We start from the raw sequence: 16,957 nt of genomic DNA on the forward strand, positions 1-16,957 counted from the left end.
ATGGGCATTCTCGATTTCCTGAAGCGCAAACCCGAAGCCACCGCCAGCGTCGCGCGCGAACGCCTGCGCATCATCGTGGCGCAGGAACGCTCCACCCGCGGCGCACCGGACTACCTGCCGATGATGCGCAACGAGCTGCTTGAAGTGATCAAGAAGTACGTCCACGTCGACCTCGATGCCATCAACATCAATTTCGAGCGCGACAGCGGCCACGAGATCCTCGAACTCTCGGTCACCCTGCCCGAAGGCAAGCAGGCGGCCAAGGGCGCCGTCCAGACCGGCTGAGCGGTCGATCCGGCTTCCGCGCCGGGTGGCGGCAAGTCGCCCGGCCTCATTCTTTCACCCGATCCGCGCGCCGCACACGCATGCACCCCGACAGCCATTCTTCCGCCAGCGACCCGGACAGCAGCGTGATGCGCGTCGGCCAGATCGGCTTCGATGCAGCCGCCGCGCTGCTCGGTCGCTACGGCCTGCAACTTCGGCGCGTGGCACCTGGCGAAGCGATCCCGGGCAGCTTCTGGGGCGACGAAGAGGCCGGCATCATCGGCACCACGGTCTACGTGCGCGACGACACACCGGTGCACTCGCTGCTGCACGAAGCCGGCCATCTGATCGTGTTGCCGTCCGAAAGACGTCTGGACGTCCATACCGACGCCACCGATTCGATCGAGGAAGAGGACGCCACCTGCTACCTGCAGATTCTGCTCGCCGACGAACTGCCCGGCGTGGGCCGAGCGCGCCTGATGGCCGACATGGACGCCTGGGGCTATTCGTTCCGGCTCGGCTCGGCGCGCACGTGGTTCGAGCACGACGCGGACGACGCACGGGTCTTCCTGCAGGCGCGCGGCCTGCCGTCCTGAGCTGCCGCGATGTCAATGGCGGATGCCCGGCTGCCGACACCTACCCTCTCAGGCACCCGGCGTGGCTTCGTAGCTCCCCACCTCCGCCCGAAATCCGATCGCCAGGCGGTTCCAGCCGTTGATCGTGATGATCGCCATGCTGAGGTCGACCATCTCCCGGTCGTCGAACTGGGCATGCACCTCGTCATACAACGCATCGGACAAATCATTCGTGGCCACCAGGGTGACCGCCTCGGCCCAGGCCAGCGCGGCGCGCTCGCGCGCGGAATAGAACGGCGCCTCGCGCCAGGCTGCCAGCACATGCAGGCGCTGTTCGGTCTCGCCCGCGGCGCGCGCATCCTTGCTGTGCATGTCCAGGCAATACGCGCAGCCATTGATCTGCGATACGCGCAGCTTCACCAGTTCCAGCAGCGCATGCTCCAGCCCCGAATGGCGCACATGCGTCTCCATGCCCAGCATGGCCTTGAAGGCGGCGGGCGACGCGCTCTTGTAGTCGACACGGTGGCTCATGGTGAATCCTCTCGATACTGATGGAAGGTGAAACTCAGGCGGATTCGAACAGGCGCTGCGCATCCGCATAAGTGAAATCCGCGGTCAGGCCATCGAAGCGGCCGCTGGCCAGCATGGCGACCACGGCGCGATCGACCGCGGCGAATGCCAACGTGGCCAGGCGCGTGGCCGTGCTGACCCGGGCGATACCGAGCCGGGCCAGTTCGGCGAGGCCGGGCATGCCTGCACCTGCCGCCACGTTGATCGGCGCGTCGAGCGCCCGGACCAGTGCCGCCAGCGTGGCCGGGTCGCCCAGGCCGATCGGATAGATGCAGTCGGCGCCCGCGGCCAGGTAGGCCTTCGCGCGCTCGATCGCGTCGGCCAGGCGGGTCGCCGGATCGGCATGACCGGGCTGCATCCAGTGGTCCACCCGCGCATTGATCACGATCGGTACGCCGCTCGCATCGGCCGCTGCCCGCGCCGCGCGCACGCGCGCCGATGCATCGGCAACCTCGCGCAGCGGCCCATGCCCGGCCATGCCATCCTCGATATTGATGCCCACCGCCCCGGCCGCGATCACCGCCTGCACGGTGTGGGCCACGTCCGCCGGCGCGTGGCCGTAGCCGGTCTCGATATCGGCGGTCACCGGGACTCCGGCCACCCGCGTGATGCGGGCGATCGCCGCCAGCACTTCGGCCAGCGGCGCCTGCTCGCCATCGGCGTAACCGAGCGACCACGCCACCCCGGCGCTGGTGGTGGCGATGGCGGCAAAGCCATGCTGCACGAACAATCGCGCGCTGCCGGCATCCCAGCAATTGGGCAGCAACAACACCTGCTTGCGATCGTGCATGCGGCGGAAGGTGTGCGCCAGGTCGATCTGTGTCTGCAGTTTCATCGGTGCCTGCCGTATGAGTCTCCGTGGATCGACCGCACACGTTACGCCACTCCCGCGCCGTGCGCAGATGACGGTCCGGTGGCAGAGCGGTCCAGACTGCACTGGATTGCCACGACGGCAGCAGCTGGGGATACTCTGATCAATTCTACGCAGGCCATGCGATGGAGGGCATCATGGCGAACCGCAGGCTCGTGCTCCTGTTCGATGGAACCTGGAACAAGCCGGAGTCGAACACCAACGTGGAACGCCTGCGCCGACTGATCGCGCCGGTCGATGCACTCGGCAATGCACAGCTGGTCAACTACATCCCCGGCGTGGGCGTGAAGCGCGGGCTCAGCCACCTGCTGGGCGGCGCGTTCGGCTACGGCCTGTCAGGCAATGTGCTGGATGGCTATCGCTGGCTGTGCCAGACATGGCAGCCCGGCGACGACATCTATCTGTTCGGCTTCAGCCGTGGCGCCTATACCGCACGCAGCCTCGGCGGGCTGATCCGCAAATGCGGCCTGCTGAAGCGTGCGCCGGATGGCAGCGTGGCTAAGGCCGACGCGAGTCGCGCCTACGATTTCTACCAGGACGTCGCCATCAAGCCGGGCGACCCGCTGGCGGTGGCGTTCCGCGCCGCGCATTCGATCGAGGTCGACATCCACTTCATCGGCGTGTGGGATACGGTGGGCTCGCTGGGCATCCCCGTCACCGCCTCATGGTTTCCGTATGCCCGCGCGCACTACCAGTTCCACGACACCGAGCTCAGCAAGATCGTCAAATACGCCTATCAGGCGCTGGCCCTGGACGAGCACCGCGGCGACTTTGCACCCGCGGTGTGGACGCGCAACCCCTACACGGTGAAAGCCGGCGAATCGCTGACCTCGAAGAAGCAGGAACAGATCGAGATCGAGCAACGCTGGTTCATCGGCGCGCATTCCGACGTGGGCGGCGGCAACGACTGCGACGGCGACGGACGCAAGCCCGATCCGCTGCCCGACCTGGCCCTGGCCTGGCTGCAGGAAAAAGCCATCGGCGTCGGCCTCGCCTGCAGCGAACGCCTGCGGCCGGCCGGCGACGCCTACCGGGGCGTGCCGCGCAATTCCTACAAGGAGTTCATGTTCGGCCTCTACAAGGAGTTCAAGCCGCCGTTCGACCGCAGCCTGGGCAGTGGCGTCAACGAAAAAGTCGACGAATCGGTGTGGCGCCGCTGGCTTGCCGACCCGAGCTATCGTTCGCCCACCCTGGTTCGCGCACTGGCACAGTCCATCGTCCTGATGTCCGTGGAGAGCGTGGTCGAAACTCCCCCTGCAGCAGACACGCCGACCTGACTGGCTGGTCGCGTTTGGCCGCCCTGTCGGCTCAATGCGGCTCGGCGATTTCCGCCTGGATCACGGTAGCGGGATCGGTGTTGGGCAGGCCCCGGTCCAGTGCGCGACGACCCGGCGCCTGGTAGCGCCACCAGGCGAGCGCACCCACACCGGTCAACGCCGAGGCACCCAGCGCCAGGCCCAGCATGCTGACGGACAGCAATGGCGACAACACGCCGGCGACCACGCTGCACAACAGGAGACTGGCGAACGCCTGTATCGACGAGATGCCGCCCCGCCGCTGCGGGAAGCGATCCAGCAGCAACAGGGTCAGGGTCGGGAACGCCAGTTGCACGCCGATGCCGTGCAGGATCAGCGGCAGCATCGACCACGGCAGCCGCGCCGCAGGAAACGCCAGCGCGCATGCGAGGTGCAGTGCACAGGCCAGCGCCATCACGGCGTAACCCAGATTGACGGTGAACCGCACACTGGCGCGCTCGGCCATCCGGCCCGACAACCACGCCCCGCCGACCAGACCCACCACCACCGGAATGAACAACCACGGAAAACCCTGCGCCGACAAATGCAGCAGCTGGCGCACGATCCGCGGCGCCGACGCGATGTACAGGAACAGGCCGGCAAAGTTGACCGAGCTTGACACCAGCAGCGGCCAGAACACCCGATCCCGCCCGAACGACGCGTAGCTGGCGAGCAGGTGGCGCAGCGCGAATGGCGTGCGACGCTCGCGTGGATGGGTCTCCTCCAGCAGCAGCCACAAGGCCAGCGACAACACGGCGGTGAACCCGGCAAGCAGCCAGAAGATGCCATGCCAGCCGCCCAGCGGCAGCAGCAGCGCGCCGACCATCGGCGCGATCACCGGCGCCACGCCGAAGATCATCATCACCTGCGCCATCAGCCGCTGCGCGGCGGCGCCCTCCAGGCTGTCGCGGATCAGCGCGCGCCCCACCACCAGGCCGGCACCGGCGCACACGCCCTGCAGGCCGCGACAGGCCAGCAGCATGGCGAACGATGTCGACTGCGCGGCGCCCACCGACGCCAGCGCATACAGCAGCATGCCGGCAATCATCACCGGCTTGCGTCCGATCGCATCGGAGATGGCGCCGTGGAACAGGCTCATCACGGCATACGTGATCAGGTACACGCTGATCAACTGCTGCAGCGCCGCGTCGTCCACCCCGAAGCGCATGCCGATCGACGGAAACGACGGGAACACCGCATCGATCGAGAACGGCCCGATCATCGACAGCGCGGCGAGCAGCCAGGGCAGGCTGCGTCGTACGGGGCGCTGGGCTGGGTTCATGGTGACAGCAACGGCATGGGGGCCCGGCAGTATATGGCCGCGCTTGACGCGAAGGCCGGCCGATCGACTACGATGGCCGCGTGGGAGATGGCATGCCTCCCGTTCCGGCGCGACTGTCGCGGGACAAACCACCTCCCGTGCGACCCACGTCGAGGTTGATGATGCCTGCATCGCCGGTTTCCGGCGGCGCAGGTCTGCCTGCCGCCGCCGCAACCGGACACTTTTCATTCAATGGAGAAGCGCTCGTGGGTGTCAGTGGATTTGTTGCGATCGGTCTGGGCGGCGCGATCGGCTGCTGGTGTCGCTGGGGGCTGGGCATTTTTTTCAACCCGCTGTTCCCCACCGTGCCGCTGGGCACGCTGGCGGCCAACCTCACCGGCGGCCTGCTGATGGGCATCGCGATGGGCCTGTTCCGGAATTTCCAGGCGGTCTCGCCGGAACTGCAGCTGTTCGTAATGACCGGCTTCCTCGGCGGGCTGACCACCTTCTCCACCTTTTCCGCCGAAGCCACCACCCTGCTGCTGCGCCAGCAATACCTGTGGTTCGGCGGGCATGTCCTGCTGCACCTGGTCGGCTCGCTGGGCATGACCGTGCTCGGACTCACCCTCACCCGCAGCCTGTTGCGCCATTGAAGCCGGAGTCCGCATGAACCAGGAAACCCTGCAACAAGGCGTGCACCTGACCTTCTATTGCCACCTGCGCGCCCGACACGACGGCATGCTGCTGTCCGAGTGGCTGCTGGAACAGGCGAAAAGGCACGGCCTCGGCGGCGGCTCGGTATTCCGGGCGATCGCCGGCTTCGGTCGGCATGGCGTGCTGCACGAGGAGCAATTCTTCGAACTGGCCGACGACCTGCCGATCAAGATCGAGTTCCTGCTGCGCGAGGAACAGGCCGAGATGCTGCTGCAGCTGGTACGCGAAGCCAACGTAGACGCCACGTATGCACGCCATCCCGCAAGCTTCGCCGTGCTCGGCGCAACCTGATCGGCGCCGGCGACACTCCACGACGGGGCAAGGCATGAGCCAGGACGACCTGAAAAATCGCGCCAGCGAACTGCTGGCACAGGCTGACATCCACATCGACGGCGGCGCACCGATCGACCTGCGCGTGCACGACGAGCGCCTGTATGCGCGCGTGTTCGCGCACGGTTCGCTCGGCCTGGGCGAAGCCTATATGGACGGCTGGTGGGACGCCGACGACCTGGCCGGCCTGTGCACCCGCCTGCTCACCGCCGGGCTGGACCAGGAACTGAAGACGCTCGACACCCTGCTCGCCCACCTCAAGGCCCGTTTCATCAACTTGCAGCGCGGCGAGCGCGCGTTCGAGATCGGCAAGGCGCACTACGATCTCGGCAACGACCTGTTCCGCGCCATGCTGGGCCGCTACACGGTGTACTCCTGCGGCTACTGGGCCAGGGCCGACAACCTCGACGACGCCCAGGCGGCCAAGCTCGACCTGGTCTGCCGCAAGCTGCAACTGCAGACCGGCCAGCGCGTGCTCGACATCGGCTGCGGCTGGGGCGAGGCGCTGAAATTTGCCGCCGAACACTACGGTATCGAGGGCGTCGGGATCACCGTCTCGCAGGAGCAGGCCGAGTACGCGCGCGCGTTGTGCGCCGGCTTGCCGATCGAAATCCGTCTGCAGGACTACCACGACATCGACGAGCCGTTCGACGCGGTGTATTCGATCGGCATGTTCGAGCATGTCGGTGGCAAGAACTACCGCGCGTACTTCGAAACCGTGCGGCGTTGCCTCAAGGGCGGCGGTCTCTCGCTGCTGCATTGCATCGGCAGCAACAGCGCGCCGGCGCAGACCGACCCGTGGATCGAGAAATACATCTTCCCGAACTCGATGATCCCCGCCGCCAGCCAGGTCACCGTGGCGCTGGAAGACCTGTTCGTGGTCGAGGACTGGCACAACTTCGGTGCCGACTACGACCGCACCCTCAGCGCGTGGCGCGCCAACATCGAAGCAGCGTGGCCGAGCCTGCCGACCAGCTACGACGAACGCTTCCGGCGCATGTGGCGCTACTACCTCGCGGTCTCCGCGGCGGTGTTCCGCAGCCGCCGCGACCAGCTGTGGCAGATTGTGCTGAGCCCGAAAGGCGTCGCCGGTGGATATCGGGCGCCGCGCTGAGGCTTGCGAACACGGAAAGGTTAAAGACCTGGCCACGTTTGCGATCCGATGCCCATGAAGCCGCATAATCCGCCCGAATGGCGGCACCGCCGCAGAAGAGCGTGATGGAAGAACATATCTGCGTGTTCACCGCACTGCCTTGTGCCTTTGTGCCGCACTTCAGGGCGAAGTAAATCAATCAGCCCGCATGCAAATGTCACGACTCCTGCTCCGAAACCCTCCTTCCTGTCCGATCAACAGAAGCCGCCGATGAATCAGCCAAACCCACCCTCCGACTACCTCATCCTCTCCCGCGGGCAATGGGACAAGAACGCATCGCATGACGAGATCCAGGGTGTCATCGACCGGTTCTACGCGTGGTACGACCGGCTGGTCAGCGAGGGCAGGATCGCTCCCGGGCACCGGCTGGCGCGCGAGGGCAAGGTGGTCTCGCGGCAGGCGGCTACCGACGGCCCGTTTGCCGAGGCCAAGGAAGTGGTCGGCGGCTATTGGTTCATCCGCGCGAACAGCCTGGAGGAAGCGACGCGCATCACGGCAGAAAACCCGTGCCTGGCCTACGGCCTGGTCTGCGAGGTGCGGCCGCTCGACCTGACGCGCGCCAGCGCGCTCGCGTTGACCAACGAAACGCCGACATGAACCCGTGCCGATGACGCCGTGCCGGTCGCCCCCTCCTTGCCACACTGCGGGAAAAGGCGGCACCGTCCATCGTGAGTCGATGCACCCGGCCGGATTGAACTGCCACGCAGTTGCCGCAACACTGGCCGGCATGAAACGACTGCTCGCCCGTCTCGCCATCTGCCTGCTTCTGCTGCTGCCCGTGGCCGCCATCGCCCAGCCCGCGCTGTGGATGGTGAAGGGCGCCGACACCACGATCTACCTGTTCGGCACCGTGCACCTGCTGCCGAACGATACCGACTGGCGTTATCCCGCGCTGGACAAGGCACTCACGGACAGCCATACGCTGTATATCGAAATCACCGACGACGACCAGGCCAGCATGGCCGCCCTGGTGCTGCAATACGGACTGGATCCCGCGCACCCGCTCGGCGACATGCTCGATCCGGCCGAACTCCAGCAACTGAAGAACGCCGCCGACCAGGCCGGCGTGCCCGGCGGCATGCAGACGCTCGGCATGATGAAGCCGTGGCTGGCGGCACTGACGCTGGCGACCGCCCCGCTGCTGAAAGCCGGGCTCGATCCGCAGCACGGCGTGGACAAGCAGCTCAAGGCGCAGATGCTCGCCGCCGGCAAATCCGTGCTCGGCCTGGAAACCGCCGAGCAGCAGATCCGGCTGCTGGCCGACATGCCCTAGACCATGCAACTCGACTTCCTGCGCTCCACCCTGCACGACATCGACAAGGGCCCGGCCGAACTCACCGAACTGATCGATGCGTGGAAGGCGGGCGACACCGACCACATCGCGCGCATCGAAGACGAGGACCTGCGCCAGCAAAGTCCCTCGCTCTACCAGCGCCTGCTGGTGCAGCGAAACCAGACCTGGGCCGCGAAGATCGGCGACCTGCTTCACCACCAGCACGGCACCATCTTCATCGCCGTCGGCGCCGCCCACCTGGCCGGGCCGGACAGCGTGCAGGTGCAGTTGCGGAAGCTTGGTATCGAGGCGGCGCGCCAATAGCGCGTTCTCGACGGCAGTTGCCAGGAGCAGAAACCTGCGCGGAACTGCATTGCCCGCGCGCGGACTCCTACAAGAATGGGACGCTTTCTGGCACCATCGACCGGTTATCCGCGCCTCGCGCATCCCTTTCCAAGATGTAACCCATGAACCTGCAAGCCAATTACGAACAGATCCCGCTCAAGGAATACGCCGAGCGGGCCTATCTCGACTACTCGATGTACGTGGTGCTGGACCGCGCCCTGCCCTTCGTCGGCGACGGCCTGAAGCCGGTGCAGCGGCGCATCATCTACGCGATGAGCGAGCTGGGTCTGGCCGCTACGGCGAAGCCGAAGAAATCCGCGCGCACGATCGGCGACGTGATCGGCAAGTTCCATCCGCATGGCGACAGCTCCTGCTACGAAGCGATGGTGCTGATGGCGCAGCCGTTCTCGTACCGCTATCCGCTGGTCGACGGCCAGGGCAACTTCGGCTCGCCGGATGACCCGAAAAGCTTCGCGGCGATGCGTTACACCGAGTCCAAGCTCAGCCCGATCGCCGAGGCGCTGCTGGGCGAACTGGGCCAGGGTACGGTCGACTGGGTGCCGAACTTCGACGGCACGCTGGAGGAACCGAGCTGGCTGCCGGCGCGCGTGCCACACGTGCTGCTGAACGGTTCGATGGGCATCGCGGTGGGCATGGCCACCGACATCCCGCCGCACAATCTGCGCGAGCTGGCCACTGCCTGCATCCGCCTGCTGGACGAACCGAACGCCACGGTCGCCGAGCTGTGCGAACACGTGCTTGGCCCGGATTATCCGACCGAGGCGGAAATCATCACGCCGCGCGCCGACCTGCTGGCGATCTACCAGACCGGCGGCGGCTCGGTGCGCGCCCGCGCGATGTACCAGCGCGAGGAAGGCAATATCGTGATCACCGCGCTGCCGCACCAGGTCAGCCCGTCGAAGATCCTCGAACAGATCGCCGCGCAGATGCGCGCGAAGAAACTGCCGATGATCGAGGACCTGCGCGACGAGTCTGACCACGAGAATCCGATCCGGCTGGTGATCGTGCCGCGCTCCAATCGCGTCGACGCCGACGAAACCATGCAGCACCTGTTCGCCACCACGGACATGGAGAAGAGCTTCCGCGTCAACCTCAACATGATCGGCCTCGACGGCCGGCCGCAGGTGAAGGATCTCAAGCGCATCCTCGGCGAGTGGCTGACGTTTCGCACCAGCACGGTGACACGTCGGCTGCAGCATCGCCTGGCTAAGGTCGAACGCCGCCTGCACCTGCTCGAAGGCCTGCGCATCGCGTATCTCAACCTCGACGAGGTGATCCGCATCGTGCGCACCGAGGACGAGCCGAAAGCCGTGCTGATGGCGCGCTTCAAGCTGTCGGAGGAGCAGACCGACTACATCCTGGAAACCCGCCTGCGCCAGCTGGCCCGGCTCGAGGAAATGAAGATCACCGCCGAGGCGGACCAGCTTGAAGAGGAGCGCGCGCGCATCAACGTGCTGCTGAAATCGCCGGCCAAATTGAAAGGCCTGATCAAGGACGAGCTGCGCGCCGACGCGGCGAAGTTCGGCGACGAGCGCCGCTCGCCGCTGGTCCAGCGCGAAGCCGCACAGGCGCTGGACGAGAGCGCGCTGGTGACCAGCGAACCGGTCACCGTGGTGCTGAGCCAGAAGGGCTGGGCGCGCGCGGCCAAGGGCCATGACATCGACGCCGAGGCGCTGAACTACCGCGAGGGCGACAGCCTGCTCGCCACGGTGAAGGCACGCACCACCCAGCAGGTTGCCTTCATCGACTCCACCGGCCGCGCCTACTCCACACCTGCACATACCCTGCCTTCGGCGCGCGGCAACGGCGAGCCGCTCACGGGACGCTTCAGTCCTGCCGGCGGCGCCAGTTTCGACGCGGTGATCGCCGGCGACAACGACACCCGGCTGATCCTCGCCAGCGACTTCGGCTACGGCTTCGTGACCCGCTTCGAGGCGCTCACCGGCCGGCAGAAGGCGGGCAAGCAGATCATCAGCCTCAGCGACAACGCGAAAGTGCTGGCGCCGCAGATCAGCGCCGACCCGGCGCGCGACCGCATCGTGGTGGTGACCACCGAAGGCCACCTGCTGATGTTCTCGGTCGCCGAGCTGCCGGAACTCGACAAGGGCAAGGGCAACAAGCTGATCGAAATCCCCAAGGCGAAACTGACCAGTGGCGACGAGCGCGTGGCCGGCGTGGCCGTGGTCAGCGAAGGCAAGGGCGAGGTCACGATGTACGCCGGGGCGCGCAAGCTGACCCTGAAATGGGGCGACCTGGTCGAATACGGCGGCAGCCGCGCCAGCCGCGGCGGCCTGCTGCCGCGCGGGCTGCGGCGGGTCGAGCGGATCGAGACCAGCGGCTGAGCTTTCGCCATGGATTGCACCTCGCCATCCGGCGGGGTACAACCATGGTGACCGCGGTGGGAGTCCCGAAACGCTCCGGAGGCATCCTAGCCGCCGCGTTCATCGGGATCGACAGGAACTTGTCGGCACCGGGACTTTCCAACAGGGATGTACACGCCAACGCGGCATCGCGCGTTGAACACGTGCAACCCGGAGCATGCATGCACACCCAGAGATTCCTCCCCGCACTTCTGATCGCCTGCCTGACCACGTCCGCGTGGGCGCAGACGGCTGGCAAACCGTTGAACCTGAAGGTTCCCGTCAGTGACGCGCCCGCTTCCGCCAGCAGCGCGGCCAGTGCCGCCAGCCCGGCCACCCCAGCCAGCCCAGCCAGCAGCAGTACACCCGGGGCGTACTACGGCGACACCAGTGGACGCATGGGCAACACCGAAGTCGCCAGCGATGCCGGGCGGGCCTGCGACGATTCAACCTACAACCAGCCGCAAGTGCACGGCAGCATCGGCATGGGTGTGGTTGGCGGCAACCACGTCAGCGGCAATTACCAGACCGGCTCGGTGAGCGTCAGCAAGGCGTTCGGCAGTTGCGACGATCCGCATGGCGGCGTCAGCTTCTCGATCAGCAGCGGCACCGGCAACTTCCACAGCCGCGGCCACTGACAGGCCGACCCGCCGCAGCCATCGCACTGGCCGGGGGATGTCGCGCGCACCGAAGTTGTGAATGCGCCGTCCCCGCCAGGGCGGCATGATGCCGATGCCTTTGTCACCGCGGTCCCGGGCAAGGCACACTGTGCGTATGTCGGGACGATCTGCGGGACAACCATCATGCACGGCGAATACAAGATGCCCGGAGGAAAGCTGATCGTCATCGATCTTGACGTGCATGGCGACCGACTCGCCGGCGTCCAGTTGAGCGGCGATTTCTTTCTCGAACCGGATGACGCGCTGAATACGATCAACCGGACACTGACCGGGCAGCCCGCCGCTGCCGACCAGGCCGATATCGCCGCCGCCCTGCATGCCGCGCTCGGCCCCGAAGTGACGATGTACGGCATTTCACCCGACGCGATCGCGGTGGCGGTGCAGCGTGCCCTGCGCGGGGAACCCGCAGCATGATGCGCACCGACTGGCGCGACCACGACTGGCAGCTGATCCACACCGTTCCGCAATCACCGTCGCTGCACATGGCGCTGGACGACGTGCTGACCCACGAGGTCGGCGCCGGGCACCGGCCGCCCACCCTGCGCATCTGGGAATGGGCCAGCCCGGCCGTGGTGATCGGCCGCTTCCAGTCGCTGCGCAACGAGGTCGACATGGAGGCCGCGCGGCGGCACGGCATCGAGGTGGTGCGACGGGTGTCCGGCGGCGGCGCCATGTTCATCGAACCGGGCAACACGATCACCTATTCGATCCATGCGCCGCTGTCGCTGATCAAGGGCCTGTCGTTCCAGCAGGCCTATGCGCTGATGGACGAATGGGTGATCGAGGCGCTGGGCACGCTGGGGATCAAGGCGTGGTACCAGCCGCTCAACGACATCACCTCCGACGGCGGCAAGATCGCCGGTGCCGCCCAGGCGCACCGCGGCGGCGCGGTGCTGCACCATGTCACCATGGCCTACGACATCGATGCGCAGAAAATGCTGCAGGTGCTGCGCATCGGCCGCGAGAAGCTGTCCGACAAAGGCACCACCAGCGCCGCCAAGCGGGTCGACCCGCTGCGCAGCCAGACCGGACTGCCGCGCGAAGCGGTAATCGAGCGCATGATCGCCACCTTCCGCCACCGCCACGGGCTCACCAGCGACATCCTGCGCGCCGACGAACTCGCCCGCGCCGAAGCGCTGGCGAGCGAGCGGTTTTCCAGCCCGACATGGCTGGCCGACGTGCCCTGATGCACAGCACAGCCCCGTAGGAGCCCGCTCGCGGGCGATGCTCTTCGAATCCCGGCTTTCAACAGACGAACGTCTGGTCATCCCGAATCCCGAATCCCGAATCCCGACTCAAAAGCATCGCCCGCGAGCGGGCTCCTACGGGCATCGTTGGCGCGACGGGCAGCGGTGGCGATCTTGGTTACCGGCAGAACGACCACGACTGCATGCGGCCGTCCTGGTACGGCATCACGCCATGGAACGGTCGCGGATCGGCGTCGAACACCAGCGGCAGGAAATGCCGATCGCCTTCCCACATCGGCAGTTCCATCAGTCGATCCAGCGCCACCCATTCCAGCGTGCCCTCCGGATTCGCTGCGAGCGGCGTGCCGCTGTAGCGGTCGATCACGAAGATGAAGCCGAGCCAGTCCTCGCCGTGCTTGCCGAAGCCGGGCCAGTTCAGCGTGCCGCGCAGCTGCATCGTCTCGCAGGTGATGCCGGCCTCTTCCAGGATCTCGCGGCGCATGCAGGTGGCAATGTCCTCGCCCGGCTCCATCTTGCCGCCGAGGCCGTTGTACTTGCCCAGGTGCTGGTCGTCCGGCCGCGCATTGCGGTGGATCATCAGCACTTCGCGGCGATCCGCCGACAACACATAGCCAAGGGTGGCGACGATCGGCGTGTAAGGCATCGTTGGCTCGCGGCAAAAACCCGAGTTTAACGGCAGCCGCGCTGAGCTGCCCGATCCGCCCGAACGCACGATCGTCGGGCTTGCGTCGGCATCGCGGGCCAGCGACCATCGGTGCATGGCTTTCCTGAATTCACCTTGCCCCCGGCGCGCATCCCGACGCTTGCTGCTGCGCTGGCTGCTGCCCCCCCTGCTGCTGGCCGGCGTGGCGGCCTGCGGTGGCCAGGCACGAGCGCTGGACAGTGGCGAGCTGGCGTTCGAAGGGCAGAATTATCGCGTCGTGCACATCGACCTGAAGCGGGAGCAGCTCGGCCTGTACTGGCGCGATCCGCAGGACGGCCGGCCGTTCGGCAGCATCGAGAGCCTGCGCCAATGGGGTGAGGCGCACGGGCGGCAACTGCTGTTTGCCACCAACGCCGGCATCTACGACCGCAATTTTTCGCCGCTCGGCCTCTACGTGGAGGACGGCAAGACGCTGGTGCCGTTGAACCTCGCCCACGGCAATCCGACCTCGGGCAATTTCTCGCTGCTGCCGAACGGCGTGTTCGCGATCTATCCGGATGGCCACGCCGCGGTGCGTACCAGCGCCGCGTTCAAGGCCGAAGGCAACGCCGTGCAACAGGCCACTCAGTCCGGCCCGATGCTGCTGATCGATGGCAAGCTCAATGAGCAGTTCATCGACGACTCCTCCAGCCTCAAATGGCGCAGCGGCGTGTGCGCCAGATCGCCCCACGAGGTGGTCTTCGCGGTCAGCGAGGCGCCGGTGAACTTCCACACCTTCGGACGGCTGTTCCGCGACAAGCTGGGTTGCCGCGATGCGCTGTACCTCGATGGCAGCATCTCGCAGTTCTACATCGACGGCGCGGGCTATGTGGGCGCGCCGGCCTTCATGGTCAAGCCGTATGCCGGTATCTTTGCCGTGTTCTCCCGGCATTGACCCGCGTTCGGCAACCCAGGGCACTCTCCATGACCACACGCCGCTGGCGCATCCTGCGCGCCGTCCTGCTGAGCCTGCTGGCGCTGCTGCTGATCGCCTTCGTCGCGGCATGGTGGCTGCTCGCCGGCAGTCGCGCCAGGCTGGATGGCCAGCACAAGCTGGCGGGACTCGACGCCAGCGTCAGCATCAGTCGCGACGCGCTGGGCACGGTCACGATCGAGGGCAGCAATCGCGACGACATCAGCTACGCCATGGGCTATGTGCATGCGCAGGAGCGCTTCTTCGAGATGGACCTGATGCGACGCATGAGCGCCGGCGAGTTGTCCGCGCTGGTCGGCCCGGCCGCGTTGAAGGTGGACCTCAATCACCGCCGGCATCGCCTGCGTGCCGTGGTCGAGGCGGCGTATGCACAGATGCCGCCCGCGGAGAAGCGCGCGCTGGATCGCTATCGCGACGGCGTCAATGCAGGTCTGGCCGATCTGCGCGAAAAGCCGTGGGAATACCTGCTGCTCGGCAGCACGCCGCAACCCTGGCGATCGGAAGACAGCGCCCTGGTCATCGCGGCCATGTATCTGGATCTCAACAGCGACGGCCGCAACGAACGCGAACTGCGCATGGCGCAGATGCGCTCGGTGCTGCCCGGCGCGCTGGTGGATTTCCTGCTGGCGCCCGACCCCGACTGGGAAGCGCCGCTCAGCGGTCGGCTCTCGCGTTCGCCGGTGGTTCCCGCCGCGGACGTGTTCGACCTGAGGCAGGGGCTGCCGGCACCCCCTTCGAGCAGCCTCACCGCCGCGCTTGCGCCGGCGCTGGATGCGCCGCGTCCGGGCAGCAACAGTTTCGCCGTCGCCAGCGCACTGACCGGCAACGGTGCGGCCATGCTGGCCAACGACATGCACCTGGGCCTGCGTGTGCCCAACATCTGGTTCCGCACACGCCTGCGTTACCCCGACCCGGGCGCGCCAAACGGCGAGCGCGACGTCAACGGTGTGAGCCTGCCCGGCACGCCGGCCATGGTGGTCGGTTCCAACGGGCAGATCGCCTGGGGCTTCACCAACAGCTACGGCGACTGGGCCGACTGGGTGCGGGTGCTGCGCGATCCGGCCGACCCCGGCCGTTACAAGGTGCCCGAAGGATGGGCAAAGATCGAAACCCACGAGGAACACATCCGGATCAAGGGCCGACCGGACGCCATCCTCAAGGTCGAGGACACCCGCTGGGGCCCGATCATGGGCAAGGACGCCGACGGCACGCCGCTGGCGCTGGCATGGATCGCACAGCTGCCGCGCGCCTACAACGTCAACCTGATGCAGTTCGAGCAGATGCCCGACGTGGCGGCCGCGCTGAACCTCGCGCCGCAGCTGGGCATGCCGCCGCAGAACCTGCTGGTGGCCGACAGCGCTGGCCGGATCGGCTGGACGATCGCCGGCAACAGCATCCCGCTGCGCGCCGGCATCGATCCGCTGCTGCCCTCGGACTGGTCGAAACCGGGCAGCGGCTGGCAGGGCTGGGCCGCGCCGTCGCAGTATCCGCGCATCGAGCAGCCCGCCGATGACCGGCTGTGGACGGCCAACAACCGCACCGTCGACGGCGCGGCGCTGGCCCTGCTCGGCGACGGCGGCCATGACCTGGGCGCACGCGCCCGGCAGATCCGCGACGACCTGCACGCACGCGCCAGTTTCGCCCCCGCCGACCTGCTCGATATCCAGCTGGACGACCACGCTGTATTTCTCGCGCGCTGGCAGGAACTGCTGCAGCAAACCCTGGATGGCAGCAAGGACCCGACGCTGCAACAGCTGCGCCAGCTCACCCAGGCCTGGCGCGGGCGCGCCGCCATCGACAGCGTCGACTACCGGCTGGTGCGGGCGTTCCGCGACCAGGTCGGCATAGCGGTGCTGGCACCGTTCGCCGCCCGCGTGAAGCAGCAGCATCCCGATTTCAGCTGGCCCGGCCAGAACAGCGCCGAAGCGGCGGTATGGATGCTGATCCGGCAACAACCCGCCTGGCTGCTCGATCCGAAATACGCCGACTGGCACGCCCTGCTCGTCGATGCCGCGCGCAAGGTCACCGGCGAGCTCGGCCAGCAACCTGGCGGCCTGGCTGCGCGTACCTGGGGCGAGCACAACCGCAGCGACATCAACCACGCCCTGTCTCCCGCCCTGCCCGCGTGGCTGGCCCGTTTCATCGACATGCCCGACCAGCCGCTGCCGGGCGACAACAACATGCCGCGCGTCGCGATGCCGGGATTCGGTGCGTCCGAACGGCTCGACGTGTCGCCGGGCCATGAGGCGCAGGGCATCCTGGAAATGCCCGGCGGCCAGAGCGACCACCCGCTGTCGCCGTTCTTCGGCGCCGGGCATGAGGACTGGGTCGAGGGCCGTCCCACCCCGCTGCTGCCGGGCAAGACCGTGCACACGCTGACGCTTGAACCGGAAGCAGGCTGAGCGCCGTCGCGCTTTCGCG

General features: G+C 67.1%; 17 protein-coding genes, 1 pseudogene and 1 riboswitch. Of the genes and pseudogenes, 14 read left to right on the forward strand and 4 right to left on the reverse strand.

All coding sequences use genetic code 11. From position 1 onward, the window contains the following. Together minE and B0E47_RS15740 are read left to right on the forward strand one after the other, a co-directional pair. A complete protein-coding gene (gene minE, locus B0E47_RS15735) occupies nucleotides 1-285 on the forward strand; it encodes a cell division topological specificity factor MinE (RefSeq protein WP_077515200.1) in 285 nt (94 codons plus the stop codon). 80 nt (nucleotides 286-365) lie between these two features. Further along, nucleotides 366-860: a hypothetical protein gene (locus tag B0E47_RS15740; protein WP_077515201.1), complete on the forward strand. Its 495-nt coding sequence runs from the start codon at nucleotides 366-368 to the stop codon at nucleotides 858-860. Nucleotides 861-908: 48 nt separating this feature from the next. On the opposite strand, the gene B0E47_RS15745 is transcribed toward B0E47_RS15740, so the two are convergent. Then, nucleotides 909-1,370 (reverse strand): carboxymuconolactone decarboxylase family protein, encoded by a 462-nt coding sequence (locus tag B0E47_RS15745; protein ID WP_077515202.1) that lies wholly within the window; start codon nucleotides 1,368-1,370, stop codon nucleotides 909-911. 34 nt (nucleotides 1,371-1,404) lie between these two features. After that, nucleotides 1,405-2,244 (reverse strand): isocitrate lyase/phosphoenolpyruvate mutase family protein, encoded by an 840-nt coding sequence (locus B0E47_RS15750; RefSeq protein WP_077515203.1) that lies wholly within the window; start codon nucleotides 2,242-2,244, stop codon nucleotides 1,405-1,407. Nucleotides 2,245-2,417: 173 nt separating this feature from the next. On the opposite strand from B0E47_RS15750, the gene B0E47_RS15755 reads away from it, so the two are divergent. Further along, nucleotides 2,418-3,557, forward strand: a complete 1,140-nt coding sequence (locus B0E47_RS15755) for a DUF2235 domain-containing protein (RefSeq protein WP_077515407.1) — start codon at nucleotides 2,418-2,420, stop codon at nucleotides 3,555-3,557. A 31-nt stretch (nucleotides 3,558-3,588) separates the two neighbouring features. Here B0E47_RS15755 and B0E47_RS15760 read toward each other — a convergent pair whose 3' ends face one another. Further along, complete coding sequence (locus B0E47_RS15760) at nucleotides 3,589-4,857, reverse strand: multidrug effflux MFS transporter (RefSeq protein ID WP_077515204.1); 1,269 nt, start codon at nucleotides 4,855-4,857, stop codon at nucleotides 3,589-3,591. Between the two features lie 74 nt (nucleotides 4,858-4,931). After that, nucleotides 4,932-5,032: riboswitch (Fluoride riboswitch) on the forward strand. A 70-nt stretch (nucleotides 5,033-5,102) separates the two neighbouring features. Here B0E47_RS15760 and crcB point away from each other — a divergent pair. The 9 genes and pseudogenes from crcB to B0E47_RS15805 all read left to right on the forward strand — a co-directional run bounded on the left by crcB (nucleotide 5,103) and on the right by B0E47_RS15805 (nucleotide 12,899). Beyond that, the gene (gene crcB, locus B0E47_RS15765) at nucleotides 5,103-5,489 is read left to right on the forward strand and encodes a fluoride efflux transporter CrcB (RefSeq protein WP_077515205.1); all 387 of its coding nucleotides are present in this window, start codon (nucleotides 5,103-5,105) and stop codon (nucleotides 5,487-5,489) included. Between the two features lie 13 nt (nucleotides 5,490-5,502). Continuing rightward, a complete protein-coding gene (locus B0E47_RS15770; RefSeq protein WP_077515206.1) occupies nucleotides 5,503-5,841 on the forward strand; it encodes a DUF190 domain-containing protein in 339 nt (112 codons plus the stop codon). Between the two features lie 34 nt (nucleotides 5,842-5,875). Next, nucleotides 5,876-6,994: a cyclopropane fatty acyl phospholipid synthase gene (cfa, locus tag B0E47_RS15775; RefSeq protein ID WP_077515207.1), complete on the forward strand. Its 1,119-nt coding sequence runs from the start codon at nucleotides 5,876-5,878 to the stop codon at nucleotides 6,992-6,994. Between the two features lie 249 nt (nucleotides 6,995-7,243). Continuing rightward, nucleotides 7,244-7,630: a YciI family protein gene (locus B0E47_RS15780; protein ID WP_077515208.1), complete on the forward strand. Its 387-nt coding sequence runs from the start codon at nucleotides 7,244-7,246 to the stop codon at nucleotides 7,628-7,630. A 211-nt stretch (nucleotides 7,631-7,841) separates the two neighbouring features. Next, nucleotides 7,842-8,630, forward strand: a pseudogene (locus B0E47_RS15785) (TraB/GumN family protein). A gap of 143 nt (nucleotides 8,631-8,773) precedes the next feature. Then, nucleotides 8,774-11,014 (forward strand): DNA topoisomerase IV subunit A, encoded by a 2,241-nt coding sequence (parC, locus tag B0E47_RS15790; RefSeq protein ID WP_077515209.1) that lies wholly within the window; start codon nucleotides 8,774-8,776, stop codon nucleotides 11,012-11,014. Nucleotides 11,015-11,214: 200 nt separating this feature from the next. Beyond that, nucleotides 11,215-11,670 carry a hypothetical protein gene (locus B0E47_RS15795; protein ID WP_077515210.1) on the forward strand — a complete coding sequence of 152 codons (456 nt, stop codon included), beginning with the start codon at nucleotides 11,215-11,217 and terminating at the stop codon, nucleotides 11,668-11,670. A 57-nt stretch (nucleotides 11,671-11,727) separates the two neighbouring features. Next, nucleotides 11,728-12,126 carry a biotin--protein ligase gene (locus B0E47_RS15800; protein ID WP_254422966.1) on the forward strand — a complete coding sequence of 133 codons (399 nt, stop codon included), beginning with the start codon at nucleotides 11,728-11,730 and terminating at the stop codon, nucleotides 12,124-12,126. Beyond that, complete coding sequence (locus B0E47_RS15805) at nucleotides 12,123-12,899, forward strand: biotin/lipoate A/B protein ligase family protein (RefSeq protein ID WP_139351488.1); 777 nt, start codon at nucleotides 12,123-12,125, stop codon at nucleotides 12,897-12,899. Before B0E47_RS15800 ends, B0E47_RS15805 begins: the two co-directional genes overlap by 4 nt. 178 nt (nucleotides 12,900-13,077) lie before the next feature. Here B0E47_RS15805 and B0E47_RS15810 read toward each other — a convergent pair whose 3' ends face one another. Then, complete coding sequence (locus tag B0E47_RS15810; RefSeq protein WP_077515409.1) at nucleotides 13,078-13,563, reverse strand: 8-oxo-dGTP diphosphatase; 486 nt, start codon at nucleotides 13,561-13,563, stop codon at nucleotides 13,078-13,080. A gap of 163 nt (nucleotides 13,564-13,726) precedes the next feature. Here B0E47_RS15810 and B0E47_RS15815 point away from each other — a divergent pair, with 163 nt between their 5' ends. Then, entirely contained in the window at nucleotides 13,727-14,497 is a 771-nt protein-coding gene (locus tag B0E47_RS15815; RefSeq protein ID WP_077515410.1) for a phosphodiester glycosidase family protein, read from the forward strand. Between the two features lie 29 nt (nucleotides 14,498-14,526). Continuing rightward, nucleotides 14,527-16,938 carry a penicillin acylase family protein gene (locus B0E47_RS15820; protein WP_077515212.1) on the forward strand — a complete coding sequence of 804 codons (2,412 nt, stop codon included), beginning with the start codon at nucleotides 14,527-14,529 and terminating at the stop codon, nucleotides 16,936-16,938. Nucleotides 16,939-16,957: the final 19 nt, after the last annotated feature.

It is taken from the genome of Rhodanobacter sp. B05, from assembly GCF_002001085.1.
Lineage (GTDB): Bacteria > Pseudomonadota > Gammaproteobacteria > Xanthomonadales > Rhodanobacteraceae > Rhodanobacter.

Coding starts and splice junctions, on each gene's coding strand:
- minE (WP_077515200.1), top strand. CDS start 1: ATGGGCATTCTCGATTTCCTGAAGCGCAAACCCGAAGCCACCGCCAGC.
- B0E47_RS15740 (WP_077515201.1), top strand. CDS start 366: ATGCACCCCGACAGCCATTCTTCCGCCAGCGACCCGGACAGCAGCGTG.
- B0E47_RS15745 (WP_077515202.1), bottom strand. CDS start 1,370: ATGAGCCACCGTGTCGACTACAAGAGCGCGTCGCCCGCCGCCTTCAAG.
- B0E47_RS15750 (WP_077515203.1), bottom strand. CDS start 2,244: ATGAAACTGCAGACACAGATCGACCTGGCGCACACCTTCCGCCGCATG.
- B0E47_RS15755 (WP_077515407.1), top strand. CDS start 2,418: ATGGCGAACCGCAGGCTCGTGCTCCTGTTCGATGGAACCTGGAACAAG.
- B0E47_RS15760 (WP_077515204.1), bottom strand. CDS start 4,857: ATGAACCCAGCCCAGCGCCCCGTACGACGCAGCCTGCCCTGGCTGCTC.
- B0E47_RS15770 (WP_077515206.1), top strand. CDS start 5,503: ATGAACCAGGAAACCCTGCAACAAGGCGTGCACCTGACCTTCTATTGC.
- cfa (WP_077515207.1), top strand. CDS start 5,876: ATGAGCCAGGACGACCTGAAAAATCGCGCCAGCGAACTGCTGGCACAG.
- B0E47_RS15780 (WP_077515208.1), top strand. CDS start 7,244: ATGAATCAGCCAAACCCACCCTCCGACTACCTCATCCTCTCCCGCGGG.
- parC (WP_077515209.1), top strand. CDS start 8,774: ATGAACCTGCAAGCCAATTACGAACAGATCCCGCTCAAGGAATACGCC.
- B0E47_RS15795 (WP_077515210.1), top strand. CDS start 11,215: ATGCACACCCAGAGATTCCTCCCCGCACTTCTGATCGCCTGCCTGACC.
- B0E47_RS15805 (WP_139351488.1), top strand. CDS start 12,123: ATGATGCGCACCGACTGGCGCGACCACGACTGGCAGCTGATCCACACC.
- B0E47_RS15810 (WP_077515409.1), bottom strand. CDS start 13,563: ATGCCTTACACGCCGATCGTCGCCACCCTTGGCTATGTGTTGTCGGCG.
- B0E47_RS15820 (WP_077515212.1), top strand. CDS start 14,527: ATGACCACACGCCGCTGGCGCATCCTGCGCGCCGTCCTGCTGAGCCTG.